The 16,546-nt window shown below is 47.3% G+C and carries 16 protein-coding genes; 8 read left to right on the top strand and 8 right to left on the bottom strand.

Annotated elements, in window-relative coordinates:
* Positions 1 to 46: 46 nt before the first annotated feature.
* The 4 genes from AT705_RS04815 (at position 47) to AT705_RS04800 (ending at position 1,892) form a co-directional block, all read left to right on the top strand.
* Entirely contained in the window at positions 47 to 373 is a 327-nt protein-coding gene (locus AT705_RS04815) for a YbaB/EbfC family nucleoid-associated protein (RefSeq protein WP_010381780.1), read from the top strand.
* Between the two features lie 86 nt (positions 374 to 459).
* Complete coding sequence (locus AT705_RS04810) at positions 460 to 1,041, top strand: rhomboid family intramembrane serine protease (RefSeq protein ID WP_058795716.1); 582 nt, start codon at positions 460 to 462, stop codon at positions 1,039 to 1,041.
* A 54-nt stretch (positions 1,042 to 1,095) separates the two neighbouring features.
* Positions 1,096 to 1,419: a hypothetical protein gene (locus AT705_RS04805; protein WP_058795715.1), complete on the top strand. Its 324-nt coding sequence runs from the start codon at positions 1,096 to 1,098 to the stop codon at positions 1,417 to 1,419.
* Positions 1,420 to 1,586: 167 nt separating this feature from the next.
* Positions 1,587 to 1,892, top strand: a complete 306-nt coding sequence (locus AT705_RS04800) for a DUF1330 domain-containing protein (RefSeq protein WP_058795714.1) — start codon at positions 1,587 to 1,589, stop codon at positions 1,890 to 1,892.
* Positions 1,893 to 2,028: 136 nt separating this feature from the next.
* On the opposite strand, the gene AT705_RS04795 is transcribed toward AT705_RS04800, so the two are convergent.
* The 4 genes from AT705_RS04795 to AT705_RS04780 form a co-directional block, all read right to left on the bottom strand.
* Positions 2,029 to 2,256: a hypothetical protein gene (locus AT705_RS04795; protein WP_058795713.1), complete on the bottom strand. Its 228-nt coding sequence runs from the start codon at positions 2,254 to 2,256 to the stop codon at positions 2,029 to 2,031.
* Positions 2,257 to 2,304: 48 nt separating this feature from the next.
* Positions 2,305 to 2,934 carry a peptide chain release factor H gene (prfH, locus tag AT705_RS04790; protein WP_058795712.1) on the bottom strand — a complete coding sequence of 210 codons (630 nt, stop codon included), beginning with the start codon at positions 2,932 to 2,934 and terminating at the stop codon, positions 2,305 to 2,307.
* Positions 2,931 to 4,091: an RNA ligase RtcB family protein gene (locus tag AT705_RS04785; RefSeq protein ID WP_058795711.1), complete on the bottom strand. Its 1,161-nt coding sequence runs from the start codon at positions 4,089 to 4,091 to the stop codon at positions 2,931 to 2,933. The genes prfH and AT705_RS04785 overlap by 4 nt, the downstream gene beginning before the upstream one ends.
* 386 nt (positions 4,092 to 4,477) lie before the next feature.
* The gene (locus AT705_RS04780) at positions 4,478 to 4,708 is read right to left on the bottom strand and encodes a hypothetical protein (protein WP_049864941.1); all 231 of its coding nucleotides are present in this window, start codon (positions 4,706 to 4,708) and stop codon (positions 4,478 to 4,480) included.
* Positions 4,709 to 5,092: 384 nt separating this feature from the next.
* On the opposite strand from AT705_RS04780, the gene AT705_RS04775 reads away from it, so the two are divergent.
* Positions 5,093 to 5,698, top strand: a complete 606-nt coding sequence (locus AT705_RS04775; RefSeq protein WP_058795710.1) for a DUF998 domain-containing protein — start codon at positions 5,093 to 5,095, stop codon at positions 5,696 to 5,698.
* A 44-nt stretch (positions 5,699 to 5,742) separates the two neighbouring features.
* Here AT705_RS04775 and AT705_RS04770 read toward each other — a convergent pair whose 3' ends face one another.
* The gene (locus AT705_RS04770) at positions 5,743 to 6,330 is read right to left on the bottom strand and encodes a class I SAM-dependent methyltransferase (RefSeq protein ID WP_058795709.1); all 588 of its coding nucleotides are present in this window, start codon (positions 6,328 to 6,330) and stop codon (positions 5,743 to 5,745) included.
* Between the two features lie 215 nt (positions 6,331 to 6,545).
* Here AT705_RS04770 and AT705_RS04765 point away from each other — a divergent pair, with 215 nt between their 5' ends.
* Together AT705_RS04765 and AT705_RS04760 are read left to right on the top strand one after the other, a co-directional pair.
* Positions 6,546 to 7,385: a DUF6279 family lipoprotein gene (locus AT705_RS04765; protein ID WP_058795708.1), complete on the top strand. Its 840-nt coding sequence runs from the start codon at positions 6,546 to 6,548 to the stop codon at positions 7,383 to 7,385.
* A 199-nt stretch (positions 7,386 to 7,584) separates the two neighbouring features.
* Positions 7,585 to 9,312 (top strand): hypothetical protein, encoded by a 1,728-nt coding sequence (locus AT705_RS04760; protein ID WP_157576663.1) that lies wholly within the window; start codon positions 7,585 to 7,587, stop codon positions 9,310 to 9,312.
* A 43-nt stretch (positions 9,313 to 9,355) separates the two neighbouring features.
* Here the strand turns inward: AT705_RS04760 and AT705_RS04755 are convergent, their stop codons facing one another.
* The 3 genes from AT705_RS04755 to AT705_RS04745 all read right to left on the bottom strand — a co-directional run bounded on the left by AT705_RS04755 (position 9,356) and on the right by AT705_RS04745 (position 15,249).
* Positions 9,356 to 11,539 (bottom strand): DUF6359 domain-containing protein, encoded by a 2,184-nt coding sequence (locus tag AT705_RS04755; RefSeq protein ID WP_058795706.1) that lies wholly within the window; start codon positions 11,537 to 11,539, stop codon positions 9,356 to 9,358.
* 261 nt (positions 11,540 to 11,800) lie between these two features.
* A complete protein-coding gene (locus tag AT705_RS04750; RefSeq protein ID WP_082668918.1) occupies positions 11,801 to 13,918 on the bottom strand; it encodes a bifunctional 2',3'-cyclic-nucleotide 2'-phosphodiesterase/3'-nucleotidase in 2,118 nt (705 codons plus the stop codon).
* Between the two features lie 377 nt (positions 13,919 to 14,295).
* Positions 14,296 to 15,249, bottom strand: a complete 954-nt coding sequence (locus AT705_RS04745) for a LysR family transcriptional regulator (protein WP_058795705.1) — start codon at positions 15,247 to 15,249, stop codon at positions 14,296 to 14,298.
* A gap of 129 nt (positions 15,250 to 15,378) precedes the next feature.
* On the opposite strand from AT705_RS04745, the gene AT705_RS04740 reads away from it, so the two are divergent.
* The gene (locus AT705_RS04740; RefSeq protein ID WP_058795704.1) at positions 15,379 to 16,542 is read left to right on the top strand and encodes an efflux RND transporter periplasmic adaptor subunit; all 1,164 of its coding nucleotides are present in this window, start codon (positions 15,379 to 15,381) and stop codon (positions 16,540 to 16,542) included.
* The last annotated feature ends 4 nt before the right edge of the window (positions 16,543 to 16,546 follow it).

Raw genomic sequence — 16,546 nt, 5'->3', positions numbered from 1 at the left:
TTGTATCCCATAGAATTTTAATTTTTGAAGTGTAAGAGAGCAGAGTATGTTTAAAGGTGGAATGGGCAATATCATGAAGCAGGCGCAGCAAATGCAAGAGCGCATGGAAAAAGCCCAGGAAGAGATTAAAAACCTTGAAGTTGTTGGCGAAGCCGGTGCTGGCCTGGTTAAAGTCACTATGCTTGGTAGCCACAACGTGCGCCGTGTAGAAATCGACGAAAGCCTGATGGAAGATGACAAAGACATGATCGAAGACTTGCTAGCAGCAGCGGTCAATGACGCTGTGCGTCGCGTAGGTGAAGAGTCGCAAAAACGCATGTCAGAAGTCACCGGTGGCATGCAGATGCCTCCGGGCTTCAAAATGCCTTTTTAATTGAAAGTAAAAGAAAAATAGCGCCGTATGGCGCTATTTTTTTGCCTCAGATTTAGAAATCTGCGACTAAAACAATGAGGAGATAAATGAGCAAGCGCGCATTGATTTTACCGCCCAATTTTATGTGGGTTGTTTACGCGATGATACTGATGATCTCAGTACACCTGTTAGGCAGTGTCTTTGGCTTACCTGTAGGGCGTTTTGGCGTGATACCACTGAGTATCAACCATTTGAGCGGTGTGTTTACTGCGCCTTTTATCCATGGTAGCTGGGGCCATTTGGTGAGCAATCTGGTAGGCTTGTCCATCAGTGGGTATCTGGCTGCCAGGTTGCCTAACTTTAAAAGGGTAACCTTGTTCATTGTGGTTGCGACAGGGTTGCTTGTCTGGCTTTTTGCTGGTTCAGGTAATCACATTGGTGCATCGGGTGTGGTTATGGGCTATTTTGGTTTACTGCTTGGCGCAGCCGTATTTAACCGCAACGTGCTGGGTATTGTGAGTTTTATCGCTTTATTGATACTCACTTATTACGCCAACATCAGTTTTTTAGCGACCCTCTTTGACTTCTCTGCACAAACTAGCAGTTCAAGCCATATTTTTGGTTTTATCAGTGGATTAAGTGCTGCTTATATTACGAAGACAAAGCGCATAAACGTGAGTGTAGAGTAGGTAGATAACAACCTGAAATTTTATAAGACTAAATAACGAGGATAGGTCAGAATCATGAAAAAATATCTCCTGATGGGCGCGCTGGCGATGGCTTCCATGTTTACTCAAGCGGGAATAAGCCAGGTCAGTGGTGCGAAAATTCAAATTATTGAATTTTATGGCAATCAATTTACAATCAGTATTGATAAACCCCATACCTCCAAAGGATGCGGACACCCAGGAAATGTTGTTGCGATTGACACTTCGAAAGAGCCAGGGATAACACATTATTCAGCACTGCTGGCTATATGGATGGCTGATAAGTCAGTGGCTATGCGTATCACGGATGACATTTGTAGTGGCGACCGTCCGACTTTACTCAACTGGTCTGCGCATTAAATTAAAAGGCATTAATCCAAGGCCTCGTGGTCAGGGCGTTTAAGCGATTGCAGTTCAATTGATATGTCGAAAATAGGGTTTGGTGGAGCTGGCAGCGTGGTGAATTGCCGGGCAATTGAGAACGTGATTGAGTTTAACTCAACCCCCTATATTAGAAAGGAAAGATTATGGTGTATGAATATTTAGTCGGGTTAGCCGTATCGGATGATGCGGTATATACGCAGTATAGGGCAGCAATGAAGCCTATATTAAGTCAGTATCATGGTGGGTTCGGATACGACTTTATCGTCAGTGAAGTCCTCAAATCCGAGACTAGTGCACTGATTAACCGGGTTTTCACTATCCACTTTCCAAGTAAAGAGGCGTCCGAGCGTTTTTTCTCTGATGAAGATTATTTAAAGGTCAAAGCAAGGTACTTCGATTCATCAGTTACGCACACCACGATTATTTCTGAATATGACAAACAGCTCTAAATTCGACATGTGATTGCAACAAGCGTGGTGGTGTTTATAAACCAACACGCTTTATTGCGTTTATGTAAGGCGCAGCCTGATAGGGGGGAAATAGCTAAGTCCCCTTTTATAGTAATTACGCTGTGCGCATAGGTATTTAAAAGCGCCCGGCCCTGCTTAGTTCAACCCCCAGGTCGCCCATGACCAACATGCGATGCCCCTCAGTTCTGGCCGGCCACTGAAGCCTGTCGAGCTGTGATTTCAGTACCTCGTCAGACACGGTATGGAGTCTGTTTTTGTTGTTGGCTTGCAGCGCCGATTCTGTCAGCTGAAATGCGACAATTGTGATCAGCGCGCCATATTGTAATCCGAGTTGACAGATCATTTCTCTAAAATCCTTTCAGATACTAGTTGCATCCCAGACGATATTTGGTCATCGTTTTTCCTTAAACTCTTCACCTGTGAAGGTGCGCTTTGGCGCACCTCTTTCAAGTGTCTGGTGTTGCTGCCAGCGCATTTTGGTCTGATCATGTCGTTGCTGGGATTTCATTGCTTCCAGTTTGTTGTGTATGAGGGCGATGGCGATCCGCTTATTGGCATGCTGACTACGTTCACTTTGGGCTCTGACGCTGATCCCTGTCTCGGTATGTGTTGCCCTGACAGCAGAATCTGTGGTGTTGACATGCTGGCCACCTGCACCCGAAGCCCGACAGCGCTGAAAGGTGATTTGTTGACTCATTGAATGTTCATCTAGCTTTGTAACTGTGCCGCTAAAAAACCAGTTTTTGCGTTTATGCCTTGGCCGGTACGGGCTTTGACATACCCACAGCATTGAGCCTTGCCACTGGTATGCGAGTTGTGTCGCTATGGTATCACCATCTGCAGAATTCAATCTGAGCAAAACGGATTTGTATCCTTCTTTGTTGCCGGAGAAGGTCGTGTCAATCACGGTGAGCCCGACACCTGTTTTGTGACACTGTCGCGTGATACGACTCACAGCCAAAGCGACAGCCCGACAGCATTCCGCCGGGCCTTGTCCTGAAGAAAGTTGCAACAAAATCATCCGCTACAGTCTCCATTGGTTTTAAAGGTCAATACCGGTTTAAAGCGGGCAACAACGTCAATGAGACCTGCGTCCTCCATATCAGCAATCACGGTTTCACACTTTTTGTACGCTTGTGGCGCTTCATCATAAAGCAGCTCTTTGTTGCCACAGATCACTCGGCTACCGAGCTCAGTGCGATATAAATCATCGCGCTTATATTTATGACTCAGGCGCCCCTGACACTCGCCCCGTTTCCACTTTCTGCCGGCACCATGGGCCAGTGAATATAAGCTGACATGTGGCTCAGTGGTGTTTTTGGGTTTTACCAGGTAACTGTAATCACCGCGCGAACCTGGGATCATTACGCACCCTTTATCACTTGGGGTTGCCCCTTTACGATGTAACCAGCCTTCAACACCAGCCAGTGTTTTGGGTGACATCAGATTGTGGTTTATATCCAGTACGCACGTGCCCTTGGTACGGATTGCCCCGAGAAACCGCAGTGCGATCAGTTCACGGTTCAGCTCCGCCCAACGCAGTGCTTCATCATGTCTGGTCAGATACGCTCCAAATGCGCTATCTGAGTGAGCTAGCCCTGCGTGATTGAACCTGGATACATGCTCGACCAAAATTGATTGCCCAAGCCCCCGAGAGCCTGAATGCACCAGTAGTTGCAAGCTGCGCTTGTCCAGCCCTAATTCATTGATGGTTGTCTCGTCGTAGATCTTGTCAATGGATTGAAATTCAGCGAAGTGATTACCTCCGCCAATTGTGCCCAGAGCATGATCAAATTGCTTGTTGTCTATTTGCTTTGCTTGTTTTCGCTCTGCAACATAGTCGCACCAGCTTTCATCAAGTGGAGACTCAACATGGGCAAACTTTTTGACCAGCTTGTCCAGATGCACTTTTGATGTTTTCATTGCTGTTTGCCAGAGCGACATACCACAACCGATATCGTTGCCGACCAGAGCAGGATAAATCTGATCTGTGGTAAAAAATGCCGCGCCAATCGGGTAGCCTCTGCCCGGGTGTAGGTCCGGCATACCGGCAACCTGCTGCATACCAGCTAACTCTGATGTTTTTTTAAGTTGTTGAATTGCCAAACCCTCAATCCAGGTCTCTTCAGACGCGATCAGGCTGACGTTGGGTGTAATTTGTTGGACGGATCTGCCCATAATACCAATTCCTTGCTCTTAAAAGAGCACTATAATTTTTAGTGTAAAACGAATTGGCAGATCTATTTACTCGCCTGTTCATAATGGCGAGACCGGGTAATAGTTTTGTCAGAAAGCTAAAGGAAGTTAGTCGCTTTCAGCTAATTAGCGGACAAGACCTGCAAAGGAACGTGATGTATTAGTCATATTTTTCTCCTCTGCGGTTGATTGATATAAATTGGGTGATTAATGTTCGTTTGTCTTTCGAACGGGCACAGTCTATTGATACTTTTTGGTGATTGCAAGCAAAAGTGAGATCATTTCTCCGCCGCTGGGATATGCACTATGCTGAAAATGGCCAATGAAGTAATTATGGCCATCATGGCTTAATGGAGCCTATTTGGTGTCTACCAGAACACTTTGGTGACTTTGAGTCTGCCACCATCGTTTTCACAGCTGGTGGCAAATGTTGGATTATAGGTCTGTGAAATCCTGAACCAAAGTTGGACCTGATTACTGTCCAGGCATTGGAAGTGATAATAACGGAAATCTCCGGGATTGCTGCCCCTTGCCTGCGTTGTGGTGCTAAGCGAGAACAGACAGGCAGCCAGGGTCGTAAGTGCAATAAGCTTTTTCATGTTAGTTTCCTTCATATTTTATTATGATCCTTCCACAAATAACGATTTAGTTAATGGCCTAATGTCATTAAATGTGAATAAATTTAATAATATGTGATCAGGCTGGATTTTGTCCAACTTTTCGTTGTGTAAGAAACTCTCCATATCAAGGTTTTGATTGTATCTTGTTAATCAGTCTTGTTTTTTAGTTTTCTATTGTATTTTTTTGTGTCCAGGAGGAGATATCGATAGGTGAGTCACACAGCTCAATTTTTGCAATTTGAGTCGTTAATGGGTACATTGTATTAGCACTTAGTATACAAGTGGTTTTTGACTATAGTGCAAAACAATAAGAAAAGCGTTTAACCATCATCTAAAGCTGTTCCTGGACCAAGGAGGAAGGGGATGTTTGAATATTTTGCAGCGTTATTGGGCCTGGTTGCAACCGTGTGGATAACATGCGGTGTTTATATTGCAGGCCGATTTTATCCGAATTACGATCACTTTAACCAGTTTTGCAGTGAATTGGGGGCTGCAGGGAGCCCAACTCAAAAGTTATCACCCTGGTTAAATAACTATCCATTGAGTGTGATGTTTGTGATATTTGGTTGGCATGTGACGCAGTTACCTGAGGCCAGTATCGCGTTTTACATCACCGGAGTGTTGATTGTGTTTCATGGTATTGGTACCTGGTTTGCGGGTTATTTTCCGATGGACAAAGACCCCTATACACCCACACCTAGTCGTCACTGTTTGATCCACTCCACCGCTGGCTCTGTCGTAATGTTAACTTTATTACTGGCGCCAGTGTTTGTGGCCATTAGTCCGGACTCTGAACTGGTTACTCCCTGGTTTCGTGTTTTTTCTATCCTGATAGTTTTAATCTCGATGTTTTTCACGGCCAAACTGGTAAATGCGTTTCAAGTTAAGCGCGGCGCAGGTCTGTATCAACGCTTGTCCTACTGGACTCAATTGATCTGGCTGAGTGTATTTTCTCTGGTACTGATGTAATGATAGTTGCCCGGACATTAAGCCGGGCGCTTTGTTTAGCTGTTTTATGACGGCTTAAGTGCCTCAATTATCAGAAATTCACCTTCATGACTGCGATGCACTTTATGTGAAAGCTGGGTAAAACCAGTTTGCTGCAGCAGTCCTTTAACGCCGTTAAGTGTCTTCAATTCAGCGTGCACTTCGGTATGTCCTTCGGTAGGTGCATCCAGATCCTCACATATCCAGATCTTACCGCCCGGCTTGAGTGCAGTGTAAACCAATACCATGGACTGTGCCGGACTTTGCCAATGATGGACGGAAAATGCAGCGATCACTAAGTCCTGAGTGTCAGGACTGACATCCAGTGCTTCAGCACCGGCTTCAAAGAATTGCAACTGCGCTTGTGAGAGGCCAGCTTTATGTTGTCGCGCTTTTGCCAGCGCGATCATTTTAGGGGCCGGATCCAATGCTGTTACACGTACATTTTCAGCAGCCTGTGCCAGGCATAAGCTCAGATACCCGCCACCGCAGCCTAACTCAACAATATTGAAACTTGGTTGTACGCCAGCAAGTTGGGGGATCTGCTGGTGGAAATCCAGTTCCCCCCATTTATTGTCATAGCTGATGGCATCTTCATCATTCCAGTGGCTCATAGGTATTCCTCGTGTATGGTTGTCTGAGCATCAGTATGCAGGCTAGTTGCCGTGAGGGGGAGGGCTCAGATTTTGCGATAATCGGCTTATTGTTAGATTTCGGGATTAGACGGAGTTTGTAACGAACGAAATATTTACAGACACTTTTTTAGTCCACATTTTGTCGAATTCCGTATTAACTAAAGAGACTAATAACACGGACTATGGATACGACGATGAGAAAGTTCTTACTGGTGCTGGCATTGCTAACGATGACCGGCTGTTCAACTAAATTTATTTATAAAAACGCCGACTGGCTGAGCTATTGGTATCTTGATGACTATGTTTCGCTTACCGATGAACAGGAAGCGCAGTTTGATGAGCGTTTGCTTGCCTGGCTGGACTGGCATAAGTCGCAGGAGCTGACACAGTACGCCCAGCAGCTTACTATGCTGAAATCAGATATAGAAAATGACAAAATTACGCTGGAGCGGATTGGCTACCATCGTGAACAAATGCTTGAGCATTGGCATCGTTTGCGTAACAAAGTGGTGCCTGATCTGGTCGAAATGGCCCCGATGCTCAGTGACGCACAGGTCAGTGAACTATTTGATGAAATTGCCGAAGGAGAAGCTGAGCGGACAGAGAAAAGAGCAAAGCGTTCGGAGCAGAAAAAACACAAACGCTGGCTAAAAGAGCGTAAGAACAACCTGAAGCGCTGGATTGGTAGGTTGTCTGCTGAACAGGAAGGGCGCATTGAGCAGTTGTATGAGCAGCAAGTCAGCACTGCAGCGTTATGGTCAGACTATCGCGCGCGTTATCAGGGAGAGCTCAGAGCTTTGTTTGCTCAGCCCGAGCGCGGTGAAGCGTTCAAAGCCAGCCTGTCTGAGTTACTGATGGCTCCAGAAGTCTATCGTTCTGAGCAGCTGAACCAGGCGAATGAGCAAAACAGCAAAGCCAACCAACAATATTTGCTGGATGTATATCAAAGCCTCAGTGCTAAACAGAAAAAACGTCTGGTATCTGAACTGGAAGAGTTGATTGAAGACATAGAGTCATTGGTACAAGGTGATTGATACCTGTCTGTTTGCAGTGATGCAGGGACGCCGAACTGCCAATAGATGATTTTTTGATGACATCCCCCAGTGTTGTTTGCATCAGATAGGAGTGTTGCCTAGACTTGCCCGGTTGTTCGTTCCACGTTAACACAACACCTCAACCTAGCTTCATTTCAAAACACGTAAGACTCAATGTACTTATAGAAGGAATTAATAAATGCGATGTTCTTTGGTACTTCAAATTATGGTTTTCGCTTTTCTCAGTGGTTTGGTTCAGGCATCACCAACTCTGGGGGTGATTGAAGAGAATGATACCCGGTGGCAGTTCAGTGGCTACTGGAGAAACAGTACGCAAGGGCAGTATGGTAGCGGTGGCGCTTATATAGTCGGTAAAGCTGCACACAACGGGACCCAGGATGAAGGAGAAGCCTACTTAAGTTTAGCTGCTTATGCACAGTCTGGCTCGGTCAACTTGGAACTGTGCTATGTTCAGCACTCCACCCGGTATCGCTCGACCCAAGTTGTTGCTTCAGTTCATTACAGCGACGGTAGCAAGCACCTGGTGCAGTTTTCTCAGGTCGGCATTGTGAATACGCCAGCTTGTTATAATCTGGGGTCACATACAGGCGTTGTTGGGTTATCGGTGTCAAATCAGACCGCCGATGCGCAATGGGTGTCGCTTGATCAGGTGCGCATCCAGGCGGCGCAAACACCGCCCGCAGAGCCAAAATTCAATAGCCAATACACTAAGGCCGACATAGTGCCTACTTTGCCGTTGGGCACAACGCTTGCGCGCGATATCGTTATTCGTGCAAGCGATCTGGGTGTCGAAGCCCTTAGTATGGAAAGTAATTACGGCCTGGCCATCACGACACTAGATGACCTGGACCAAAATGGTATACCTGAGCTGCTTGTGACGGGAAAGCACAAGTCTGCCAATCATACTCAGGGGCACTTCTTTATAATCTATTTGGACGCATCGGGTGCAGTGAGCCGAGTTCAGTCTGTGGATGAACTAATGCTCAAAGATAGCGGCTTTACGGCGGGGTTTGATGCACGCTATCTGAAACGGGTCGGCGACTTTGATGGTAATGGCACCACGGATGTAGTTATGGCCGAAAATGGAACACCCATGAATCCGTCCGGACGCTTTCGGGTTTTGCTATTTGATAGAAAGCTCGAAAACGAGCAGCTTTCATATACTGTACTCAATAGCATGGAATATTCCAATGCCGCAGGTAATTTACCCGTTGTACTTACGTCAAACGCAACCTTTGGAATATCGCCTCACCCCATTGGCGATATCGATCAAAACGGTACGCTGGACTTTCTGACTCTTGCTGTTGACACCGACGGCGATCTGCGCGGTTCCATGGGCCGATCACAAGCAGAGAGCCTGTATATGGCACTTAAAATAAGCAACAATGGTGATGTGCACAGTATCAACAATCTGTTTTCGCCATTCGGTGGTCAGCCCATTATTGCCGGGTATATGAACAATGATGATTTGCCGGATATGGTTGGGCCTAACGCAGATTCAAAGGCGCTCACTTTTCACATCGCGCAGGGTAATTATACTTCTTTTACTTCATTTACAACGCATCCCATAACAGTGAATAGCGGTAAGCCTTTTCGGCTGGTGCGAATCGTGCCGGTAGGTGATACCAATGGTGATGGCAACACAGATATTGTTTTGGCTGGTTATGAGGAGGGGCAAGGCACAAGTAGTTACAGTATTGGCTTAGCGCTTCTGGATGAGTATTATCAGCCGTTGGGGGATTTGATTCCTTTAGTGATGGCCAATGAGTACCCAGATTTCTGGCGGACGGTTCACAGTGCCCAGTCAACATTCGCTGATATGGACGGAGATGGGGACTTAGATATGATGATGGGACATATACATGACCCCGACGGGTCATCTCTGCATATTCGTTACTACGAGTAAAAAAGACAGCATGGGGGTTACCCCATGCTGCCAAAATACACTGTTAATCTAACAGAGTCAGTGCAGTGACATTACGTACGCCAGGCTGGCTCATATAGTCATTTTTAACGCCGGTTACGCGCAGTTTTTTACCCAATAAAGCGGGGTTCAGCTGAGGGCTGTATGTCGCACGCTGCGATGATTCCAGCTTGATATATAGCTTGTTACCCGGTGCGTTTGGATCGCTCAGTTCCAGGGCGTAAATGTTGTTGATAGCAGAAGTTATGGTACCAGCCACAACAACGGGTGTACCATTGCTTTTAGCCAGTACTTCGCTAACCGTCATATCCAGGTTTGGATCCGGGTCTGGTGAAGTCGACGACGCCTTGGCAATTTCAGAGACGTTACGGATCCCTGGCTGACTCATATATGAGTCGCGCTTACCGGTGATCACTAAAGTCTCATCCAAAATGCTTGGGTTCAGCTGAGGGCTGAACTCAGCGCGCTGGCTTGACTCTAGCTTGATGTTGATGGTGGTGCTGTCGTCAGATAGGTCTGACAAGACCAAAGCATAGATGCTGTTCAGCGGTGCTTTGACCTTACCGGTTAAGGTAATGGTTTCACCCTGAGCGGTGGCCAGCGCCTGAGAAACGGACAGTGCGCTTGGTGCGATAACCAAATCAGTAACGTAACGGATACCCGGTTCACCCATGTAGCTGTTACGCTTACCGGTTACTAATAGAGTTTTACCCAGAATTTCAGGGTTCAACTGTGGGTTGAAGTCGGCGCGTTGATTAGACTCTAATTTGACATTGATACTGACAGCCGGGTTATTTAAGTCAGTCAGTAGCAGGCCATAGATACCATTAACGGCATCAGTCACTTTACCCTGAACGACCAACTCAGTACCGGTTGTCGCTGCCAAAGCGTCAGCAACGGAAACTGCTGTACCTGGTGTCGGATCTGGATCCGGATCAGGATCTGGGTCTACCTGGCCCTGGCCATACGGTGCATTGAAAGAGTTGTCTTTATAGGTATCAGTATCCCAAGGGTTGAAGCCATTGCTTGGGTTGCTCCAGGGCTGGCCATTGTTAGGATCGAACATTTCCTCTGAGGTCATCGGCACTGGTGTGACGCGACCAGGTGTGCGGCCATTGGCACCATCAAAGTGGGTGTAGCCCTCTGGCGTAGCCAGCCAGTTGACGATGTTAATTGACAGCACGGAAGCGTGGCCCGGATCTGTCCAGCCTGGGTAAGTCTTCTTAGTGTTGCCACTGTCCTGACGACGATATTTAGGTGTTGCATCTTCAATCGGCGAAGAGTCACCAATGAAAGCAGCTTTACCAGCACCTGATTTAGCTATTGCTACATAAGGGCCTTCAGCTTCTCCGCCAAAATACAAACCTGAGTCTTTGGCATGTCGCCACTTAGTCGGAGTGTCGGTTTCAGCAAAGTAAACCAGTCCTTTGGCTTTTTGACCGTCGACAATCGCCAGGGTTGCACCAGCCGCCATCAGGATAGGTGCAACACCTTGTGTCAGACCTTCGGTCTGATAAGCCGGCTCAACACCGCTGACGCCTTGCTTGTAGTCAACGCCGTTAAAGCGAAAACGAATACCGAAGTTTTCTACTAACCAGCCTTGTTGTGCGCTTTTTGGGTTGCGCCAGTCGCCATAAGCGCCACCCATATTATACTTGCTCAGATCAGAGCGGTTGTAGCCGTTGAAGACTTCAGTCGCATCCCAGGTATTTAGGTTGCGATCCGCATCATAGTGGTCGGCGATAAAGAAGATGCCTTTACCTGCGGCGACGAAGGTTTCCAGCGCCTGTTGCTCTGCCAGGGTAAATGGGCGGTTGGTTTCTGCCAGGACAAACACATCAGCATGTTTGATGGCATCATAAGTAATGATGGCTTCGTTTGCCTGAGTTGAGAAACTACGGTCATCAAAAAAGCGAATTTTACCATCGTTATTCAAATCGACGCCGCGATATTCCTCAACGCGGTAACCTTCAGCGACAAGAGCGTCGGCGAAGTCAGAAAATGCGCCGTCGATAACCCAGTCGGCATTACCTTCAACGCCGCCGTGCGAGACGTCGAACAGAACGGTTTTGCCATTGCTTTGTTGTGCACTCGGTACTTTGACCGGTGCGGTGTTATTCCAGTTATACGGTGTAGCTGCTTGCAAAGCGGTAGCGCTAAGCGCCAGCGTTACACCAAGGCCTAAAACTGTTAGTTTAGATAGTTTCATCATCAATTCCCGTTGTGAATATCAACCTGTCTGACTACCTTTGCTAAATGAGCGCATGAACTCAGTGAGTAAACTGATTACGAACTAAGTTAAGCTCGCTGAACAGCCAAGTTTCCCTGGCAAGCACACAATCCTTTGGCCTCAAAATTGCGCGTTCAGTTCAGCAGGTTGATATGATATTGCCGTATACTGTTTGTGATTACGGCGCGATATAAAAGCCACGCAAGTGCGTGGCTTTTAATTTGTTTATCGCTCTGAAATTCAGTTAGCAGACTGAGTCAGGTCGATTTGATAGATTGCAAAACCATCATCCGTGGTTTTGTTTAAAGGTGTGATATGGGCAAAGCGCGCACTGAATGCGGCGGCTTTATCCGACGCAGAGCTGTAAAATACCACGTTTGCGCCCTCTACCGGTGCAAATGACCAGTTTCCATCCGCGCTAGGATCCATGCCGGTTTCCGGGTTTTTATTTGACTGTAGTGCAATGTAATCGGCGACGACCTGACGGTTTTCATTGGGAGAATCAACTACAATTTTCTCACCTGAGATCCCCGGGAAGTTACCGCCACCTGACGCACGATAGTTATTCGTTGCAACCAGGAATACCTGTTCATCCGTTACCAGTTCGCCCTGGTAGGTGAGGGCTTTAATGCGGTTGCCATCAGATACTTTATTGCCTTTGGTGTCGTATCGAGCAGGCTCGGTCACATCAATTTGATAGCTCACGCCATCTAGCACATCAAAGTTATAAGAAGGGAAGTCGGTATTAACCAGAACCTGAACATCTTCACTGTTTGGCGTGATTTGGTTAAACTGACCTGCTGACATTTCAAGCCATTGTTTAACTTCGGCACCATTGAGTTTAAGAACTTTCAGTACATTTGGGTAAATATACAGGTCGGCTACGTTACGATAAGCAATATCTCCTTTATCGACCGCTGTAAAGTCATCCGGGCCACCACGCCCTGCTCTGAATGGCGCGCCTGCAGATAACACAGGTAGATCATCCAGTTCAGTCGCTTTTACAATTGTTTGCGTATACCAAAGCTGAGCATCGGTCACGATTTGAATGGACGGGTCGTCGTTAACGAGAGCGAAATAGCTGTTGACCTCATCAGCAATCTTAGCAAACGGCTCGTTAACCCAGGTTTTGGTTTCTTCATGAGCGGTCATTGCCGCGTTTTCGACCTGGGCATCGTTGTCTGCTAAAGACGTGACGGTGCGATCCTCATTGGTGACAGAAATTGGTTGTAATGTCGACTGAGTGTCTTTTACCTGCCATCCGTCTGCGCTGTATTCTAACGTCATGTCGATGATACCCAGGTTATTACCCCAAAAACCAGGCATCACGGCTGCAACGCCATTGATGGTGCCTTTCTCATTGTCGACACCATGTTCTTCAAGGCCCGCATAGCGCGAACCCGGGAAGTTAGCGTGGGCATGACCAAACATGATTGCGTCAATGCCGTCGACTTTTGACAGGTAGTAGCTGGCATTCTCAGCCAGAGGTTTCTTCTCAGCCGTTTCCAGTCCAGAGTGAGGAATAGCAATGATGATATCCGCGCCTTCTTCTTTCATCTTAGGCACATAGTGTTTGGCCATATCGACGATGTCTTTGGCAATAACCTGACCTTCCAGGTTTGCTTTGTCCCACTGCATGATCTGAGGTGGAACAAAACCGATGTAACCGATTTTCAGCGTTTGTGTGTCACCATTTTTATCAATGACTTGTTTCTCTTTGATTAGATAAGGAGTGAAAAGAGGTACATCGTTGCTCGCGTCATCGTCACCGTCATCCTTAAATACGTTGGCCGAGATATATGGGAACTTGGCGTCGTCGATGGCTTCGTCTAAAAACTCCAGACCAAAGTTAAACTCATGGTTACCGATATTTGCGACATCGTAATCCAGCGTGTTCATCGCCTCATAAATTGGGTGTACATCACCTTCTTCAAGGCCTTTAACTTTTGCCATATAGTCGCCAAGCGGGCTGCCCTGGATCAGGTCACCATTGTCAACCAGTACGGAGTTTGCAACTGCCTCGCGTGCCTGACGGATCAGAGTTGCAGTTTTGACCAGACCGACTTTGTCATCTGCTTTGTTCGAGAAATAATTGAAGTTCATCAGGTTAGCATGCAGGTCCGTGGTTTCCATGACGCGCAGCTCAAGCAGTGTACCTTCAGCAATCTTGGGCTCTTCAGGCTGCTTATTGTCATCTTTGTCCGTTGGTTGCTTGTCAGTTACAGGTTGCTTATCATCGTCCGTTTGTTGCTCTTTCGGCGGCTCTTTGAATTGCAACTCGTTGTCGCTATCCGAACAACCAGTGAGTAAAGCGGCACTGCCGCAAAGCATTGCAAGTGTTAGTAATTTTAATTTCATAATCCTGACTCTGTAATTGTTTCAGGGGCAGTACTATAGAAACCAAAAAAGACAAAGAGGCTAAGAATTCATGGCATCTGTGTGCCATATATATGGCTAATAAATGACTTTGGTTTGTGCGTTAACACCTCGGCAAACACCTGGCTTTAAATTTTATTGCTATGAAAAATAACGGCTTTATTGATTTTGATGGTGTGTATGTATGACTCTTTGTGAAATGACATTATTGATGTATTTGGAGTTGAATTAAATCTGAAAAAATCTCTTTCCCTCGAGTTTTTGCGCTCTACAGCGCACAACATGTCATTACTACTGTTATTTTATCGTTGTCATTATTGAATATTTTGTATGGGTATAAATATACCCACAAGGTGCAATTATTTATTGTTAGACTGATAAAGCTGGTCAATGCCGGGAATATTTAGCTCCCAGCGCGGCTTATGCTCGCCGATATAGTGGCGTACCGCGTCCAAAAATAACCGGGTTCTGACGGGGAGATCTCGGTGTGGATACACAGCATACACCGCGCTGTAGTCGGGCAGGTTGACATGCGTCAGCATCGGGATCAGCTGGTCGGTATCGACGCCATCGGCAAAAAAGAAGGCTGGTGCGGTAAAGAATGCAGTATGTGACAATACCTTGGACATCAGGGCTTCGGCATCATTGGAGCGAAACACAGGTGTAATGGGTTGTTCCTGGGGTTTATCATTTTCGTCGATGTAGCTGATGGATTCAAAGCGCAGATGGGAACTGCTGTAGGAAGCCGCTGGCAAGTCGGCCAGATCGGCCATGGTTTTGGGCTTGCCATAGGTGTCGATAAAGCGCTGTGTTGCCAGGATCAGCATTTTGTTTCGGGCTATCTTGCGGGCAACCAGAGACGAGTCGCGTGGTTCACCGACCCGAAAGGCCAGATCATACCCTTCAGAGATCATATCAACCACCCGGTCATCCATACGTATCTCAATACTGACCTGAGGAAAGCGCTTCTGGAAGTCGTTGATGACTGGCATCAGGTAATGCTGGCCGATATAACTCGATGCGGTAATACGTAATAAGCCTCTGGGCTCCTGGTGATAATTTTCGGCCAGTTGCACGGTATCTTGTAATAGTAAGCGCAGATCCGCAGCCTTTTTTACCATTTCAGCACCGGCCGCAGTCAGGGAAAAGGACCGGGTAGTGCGATTTAGGAGTCGAACCCCCAGCTCTTCTTCGAGCTTGCCTATTTGTTTGGAGATCACTGAACGGTCTATATTTCTCAGTTCAGCGGCCTTAGAAAATGACCCCTGCTCAACAACTTCGAGCAACATAATCAAGCGGCTGGTGGTATCCATAACCTGTCCTTTCAACACAAAGAAAAGTTTATTGGTGCCATTCTGGCACTAATGTTTTTAAAAAACCACCATTTTTCTTCACGGTAATTCTTCGTACCATCATATCAACTCATACTGTCGGAGAATGTCATGAATAAAATTAGCTATACACTTAGTGCGGTCGCACTTGCTTTGGTGCTTAGTGGTTGTAGCCAGCCAAGCGCACAGGAAGGGCAGCAGCCACCGCCACTGACCATTGATGTGGCACAGGTCAAAATGGCGCCGGTCCAGTCCTGGCATACCTTTACTACGCGTTTGCAGGCGCCAGAGCGGGTTGTGCTTAAGCCGCGAGTGTCTGGTCAGGTAGAGCAGATGACATTCAAAGAAGGCGAGCGTATTGAAAAAGGGCAGATTCTGTTCAGGCTCGATCCGCGCCCGTTTGAAGTGCAGGTTGAAACCCTGAACGCACAACTGGTGAGCGCCGATGCAGCCCTGATGCAGGCAAAAAGTGAAGCGCGTCGAGCCAAGCAGCTGGTGGCTGAGAAAGCCATGTCAACCGAGCTTGCTGAACAGCGCGCGGCGACATTACGTCAGGCACAAGCTAATCGTGATGCCATTGCGGCGCAACTGAAAAAAGCGCGTCTGGATCTGGAGTTCAGTCAGGTTGAAGCGCCGATCAGCGGGGTCGTATCTCGTGCCATCGTGACTAAAGGTAACTATGTGAGTGCGGGCGAAACCACGCTGGCAACCATAGTGTCAGATCAGCAGATCTATGCATATTTTGATGTGGACGAACGCACCTGGAGCGACAAATTTGCCGGTGTTGATGCTACCGATGCGGTCACGGTGCAATTGCAGCGTATCAACGGTGGTGCATCTGTACCTGGCGTGGTCGACTTTATCGACAATGAAATTAACCCAAATACCGGCACACTAGGTGTTCGCGCAGTATTTGACGCGAAGCAGCATGGCCTTAAGCCCGGTGCATTTGCTCGTATCTCTTTAGGCGCCGCAGACGCGACCACGATGCCGTTGGTACCTGAGCGCGCCATTGGCACTGATCTGAAAAACCGCTTTGTGTTGACTGTTGATGCTAACAATACCCTGCAATATCGTCTGGTGGAGTTGGGCGAGCGCTACGGCGCATTCCGCGCGATTAAATCGGGTCTGGAAGATGGGGATAAAGTGGCGGCCAATGGTCCTGCGCGTGTCGGACCGGGTATGCCTATTACACCAAATATGGTCATGCTAAACCTGGATGATACCCGTCTTGTGATTGCACAGCGCGACACTCAGCTCAGCGCTGCAAACTAAGAGG

Source organism: Pseudoalteromonas rubra (assembly GCF_001482385.1).
GTDB classification, from domain to species: Bacteria; Pseudomonadota; Gammaproteobacteria; order Enterobacterales; family Alteromonadaceae; genus Pseudoalteromonas; species Pseudoalteromonas ardens.
This window is presented reverse-complemented; position numbering and strand designations above follow the sequence as displayed.

Bases quoted from the DNA above. Each gene is read 5' to 3' on its own strand.
- AT705_RS04740 (WP_058795704.1), top strand. From the start codon at position 15,379: ATGAATAAAATTAGCTATACACTTAGTGCGGTCGCACTTGCTTTGGTG.
- AT705_RS04745 (WP_058795705.1), bottom strand. From the start codon at position 15,249: ATGGATACCACCAGCCGCTTGATTATGTTGCTCGAAGTTGTTGAGCAG.
- AT705_RS04800 (WP_058795714.1), top strand. From the start codon at position 1,587: ATGGTGTATGAATATTTAGTCGGGTTAGCCGTATCGGATGATGCGGTA.
- AT705_RS04765 (WP_058795708.1), top strand. From the start codon at position 6,546: ATGAGAAAGTTCTTACTGGTGCTGGCATTGCTAACGATGACCGGCTGT.
- AT705_RS04775 (WP_058795710.1), top strand. From the start codon at position 5,093: ATGTTTGAATATTTTGCAGCGTTATTGGGCCTGGTTGCAACCGTGTGG.
- AT705_RS04750 (WP_082668918.1), bottom strand. From the start codon at position 13,918: ATGAAATTAAAATTACTAACACTTGCAATGCTTTGCGGCAGTGCCGCT.
- AT705_RS04780 (WP_049864941.1), bottom strand. From the start codon at position 4,708: ATGAAAAAGCTTATTGCACTTACGACCCTGGCTGCCTGTCTGTTCTCG.
- AT705_RS04785 (WP_058795711.1), bottom strand. From the start codon at position 4,091: ATGGGCAGATCCGTCCAACAAATTACACCCAACGTCAGCCTGATCGCG.
- AT705_RS04810 (WP_058795716.1), top strand. From the start codon at position 460: ATGAGCAAGCGCGCATTGATTTTACCGCCCAATTTTATGTGGGTTGTT.
- AT705_RS04815 (WP_010381780.1), top strand. From the start codon at position 47: ATGTTTAAAGGTGGAATGGGCAATATCATGAAGCAGGCGCAGCAAATG.
- AT705_RS04805 (WP_058795715.1), top strand. From the start codon at position 1,096: ATGAAAAAATATCTCCTGATGGGCGCGCTGGCGATGGCTTCCATGTTT.
- AT705_RS04795 (WP_058795713.1), bottom strand. From the start codon at position 2,256: ATGATCTGTCAACTCGGATTACAATATGGCGCGCTGATCACAATTGTC.
- AT705_RS04755 (WP_058795706.1), bottom strand. From the start codon at position 11,539: ATGAAACTATCTAAACTAACAGTTTTAGGCCTTGGTGTAACGCTGGCG.
- AT705_RS04770 (WP_058795709.1), bottom strand. From the start codon at position 6,330: ATGAGCCACTGGAATGATGAAGATGCCATCAGCTATGACAATAAATGG.
- prfH (WP_058795712.1), bottom strand. From the start codon at position 2,934: ATGATTTTGTTGCAACTTTCTTCAGGACAAGGCCCGGCGGAATGCTGT.
- AT705_RS04760 (WP_157576663.1), top strand. From the start codon at position 7,585: ATGCGATGTTCTTTGGTACTTCAAATTATGGTTTTCGCTTTTCTCAGT.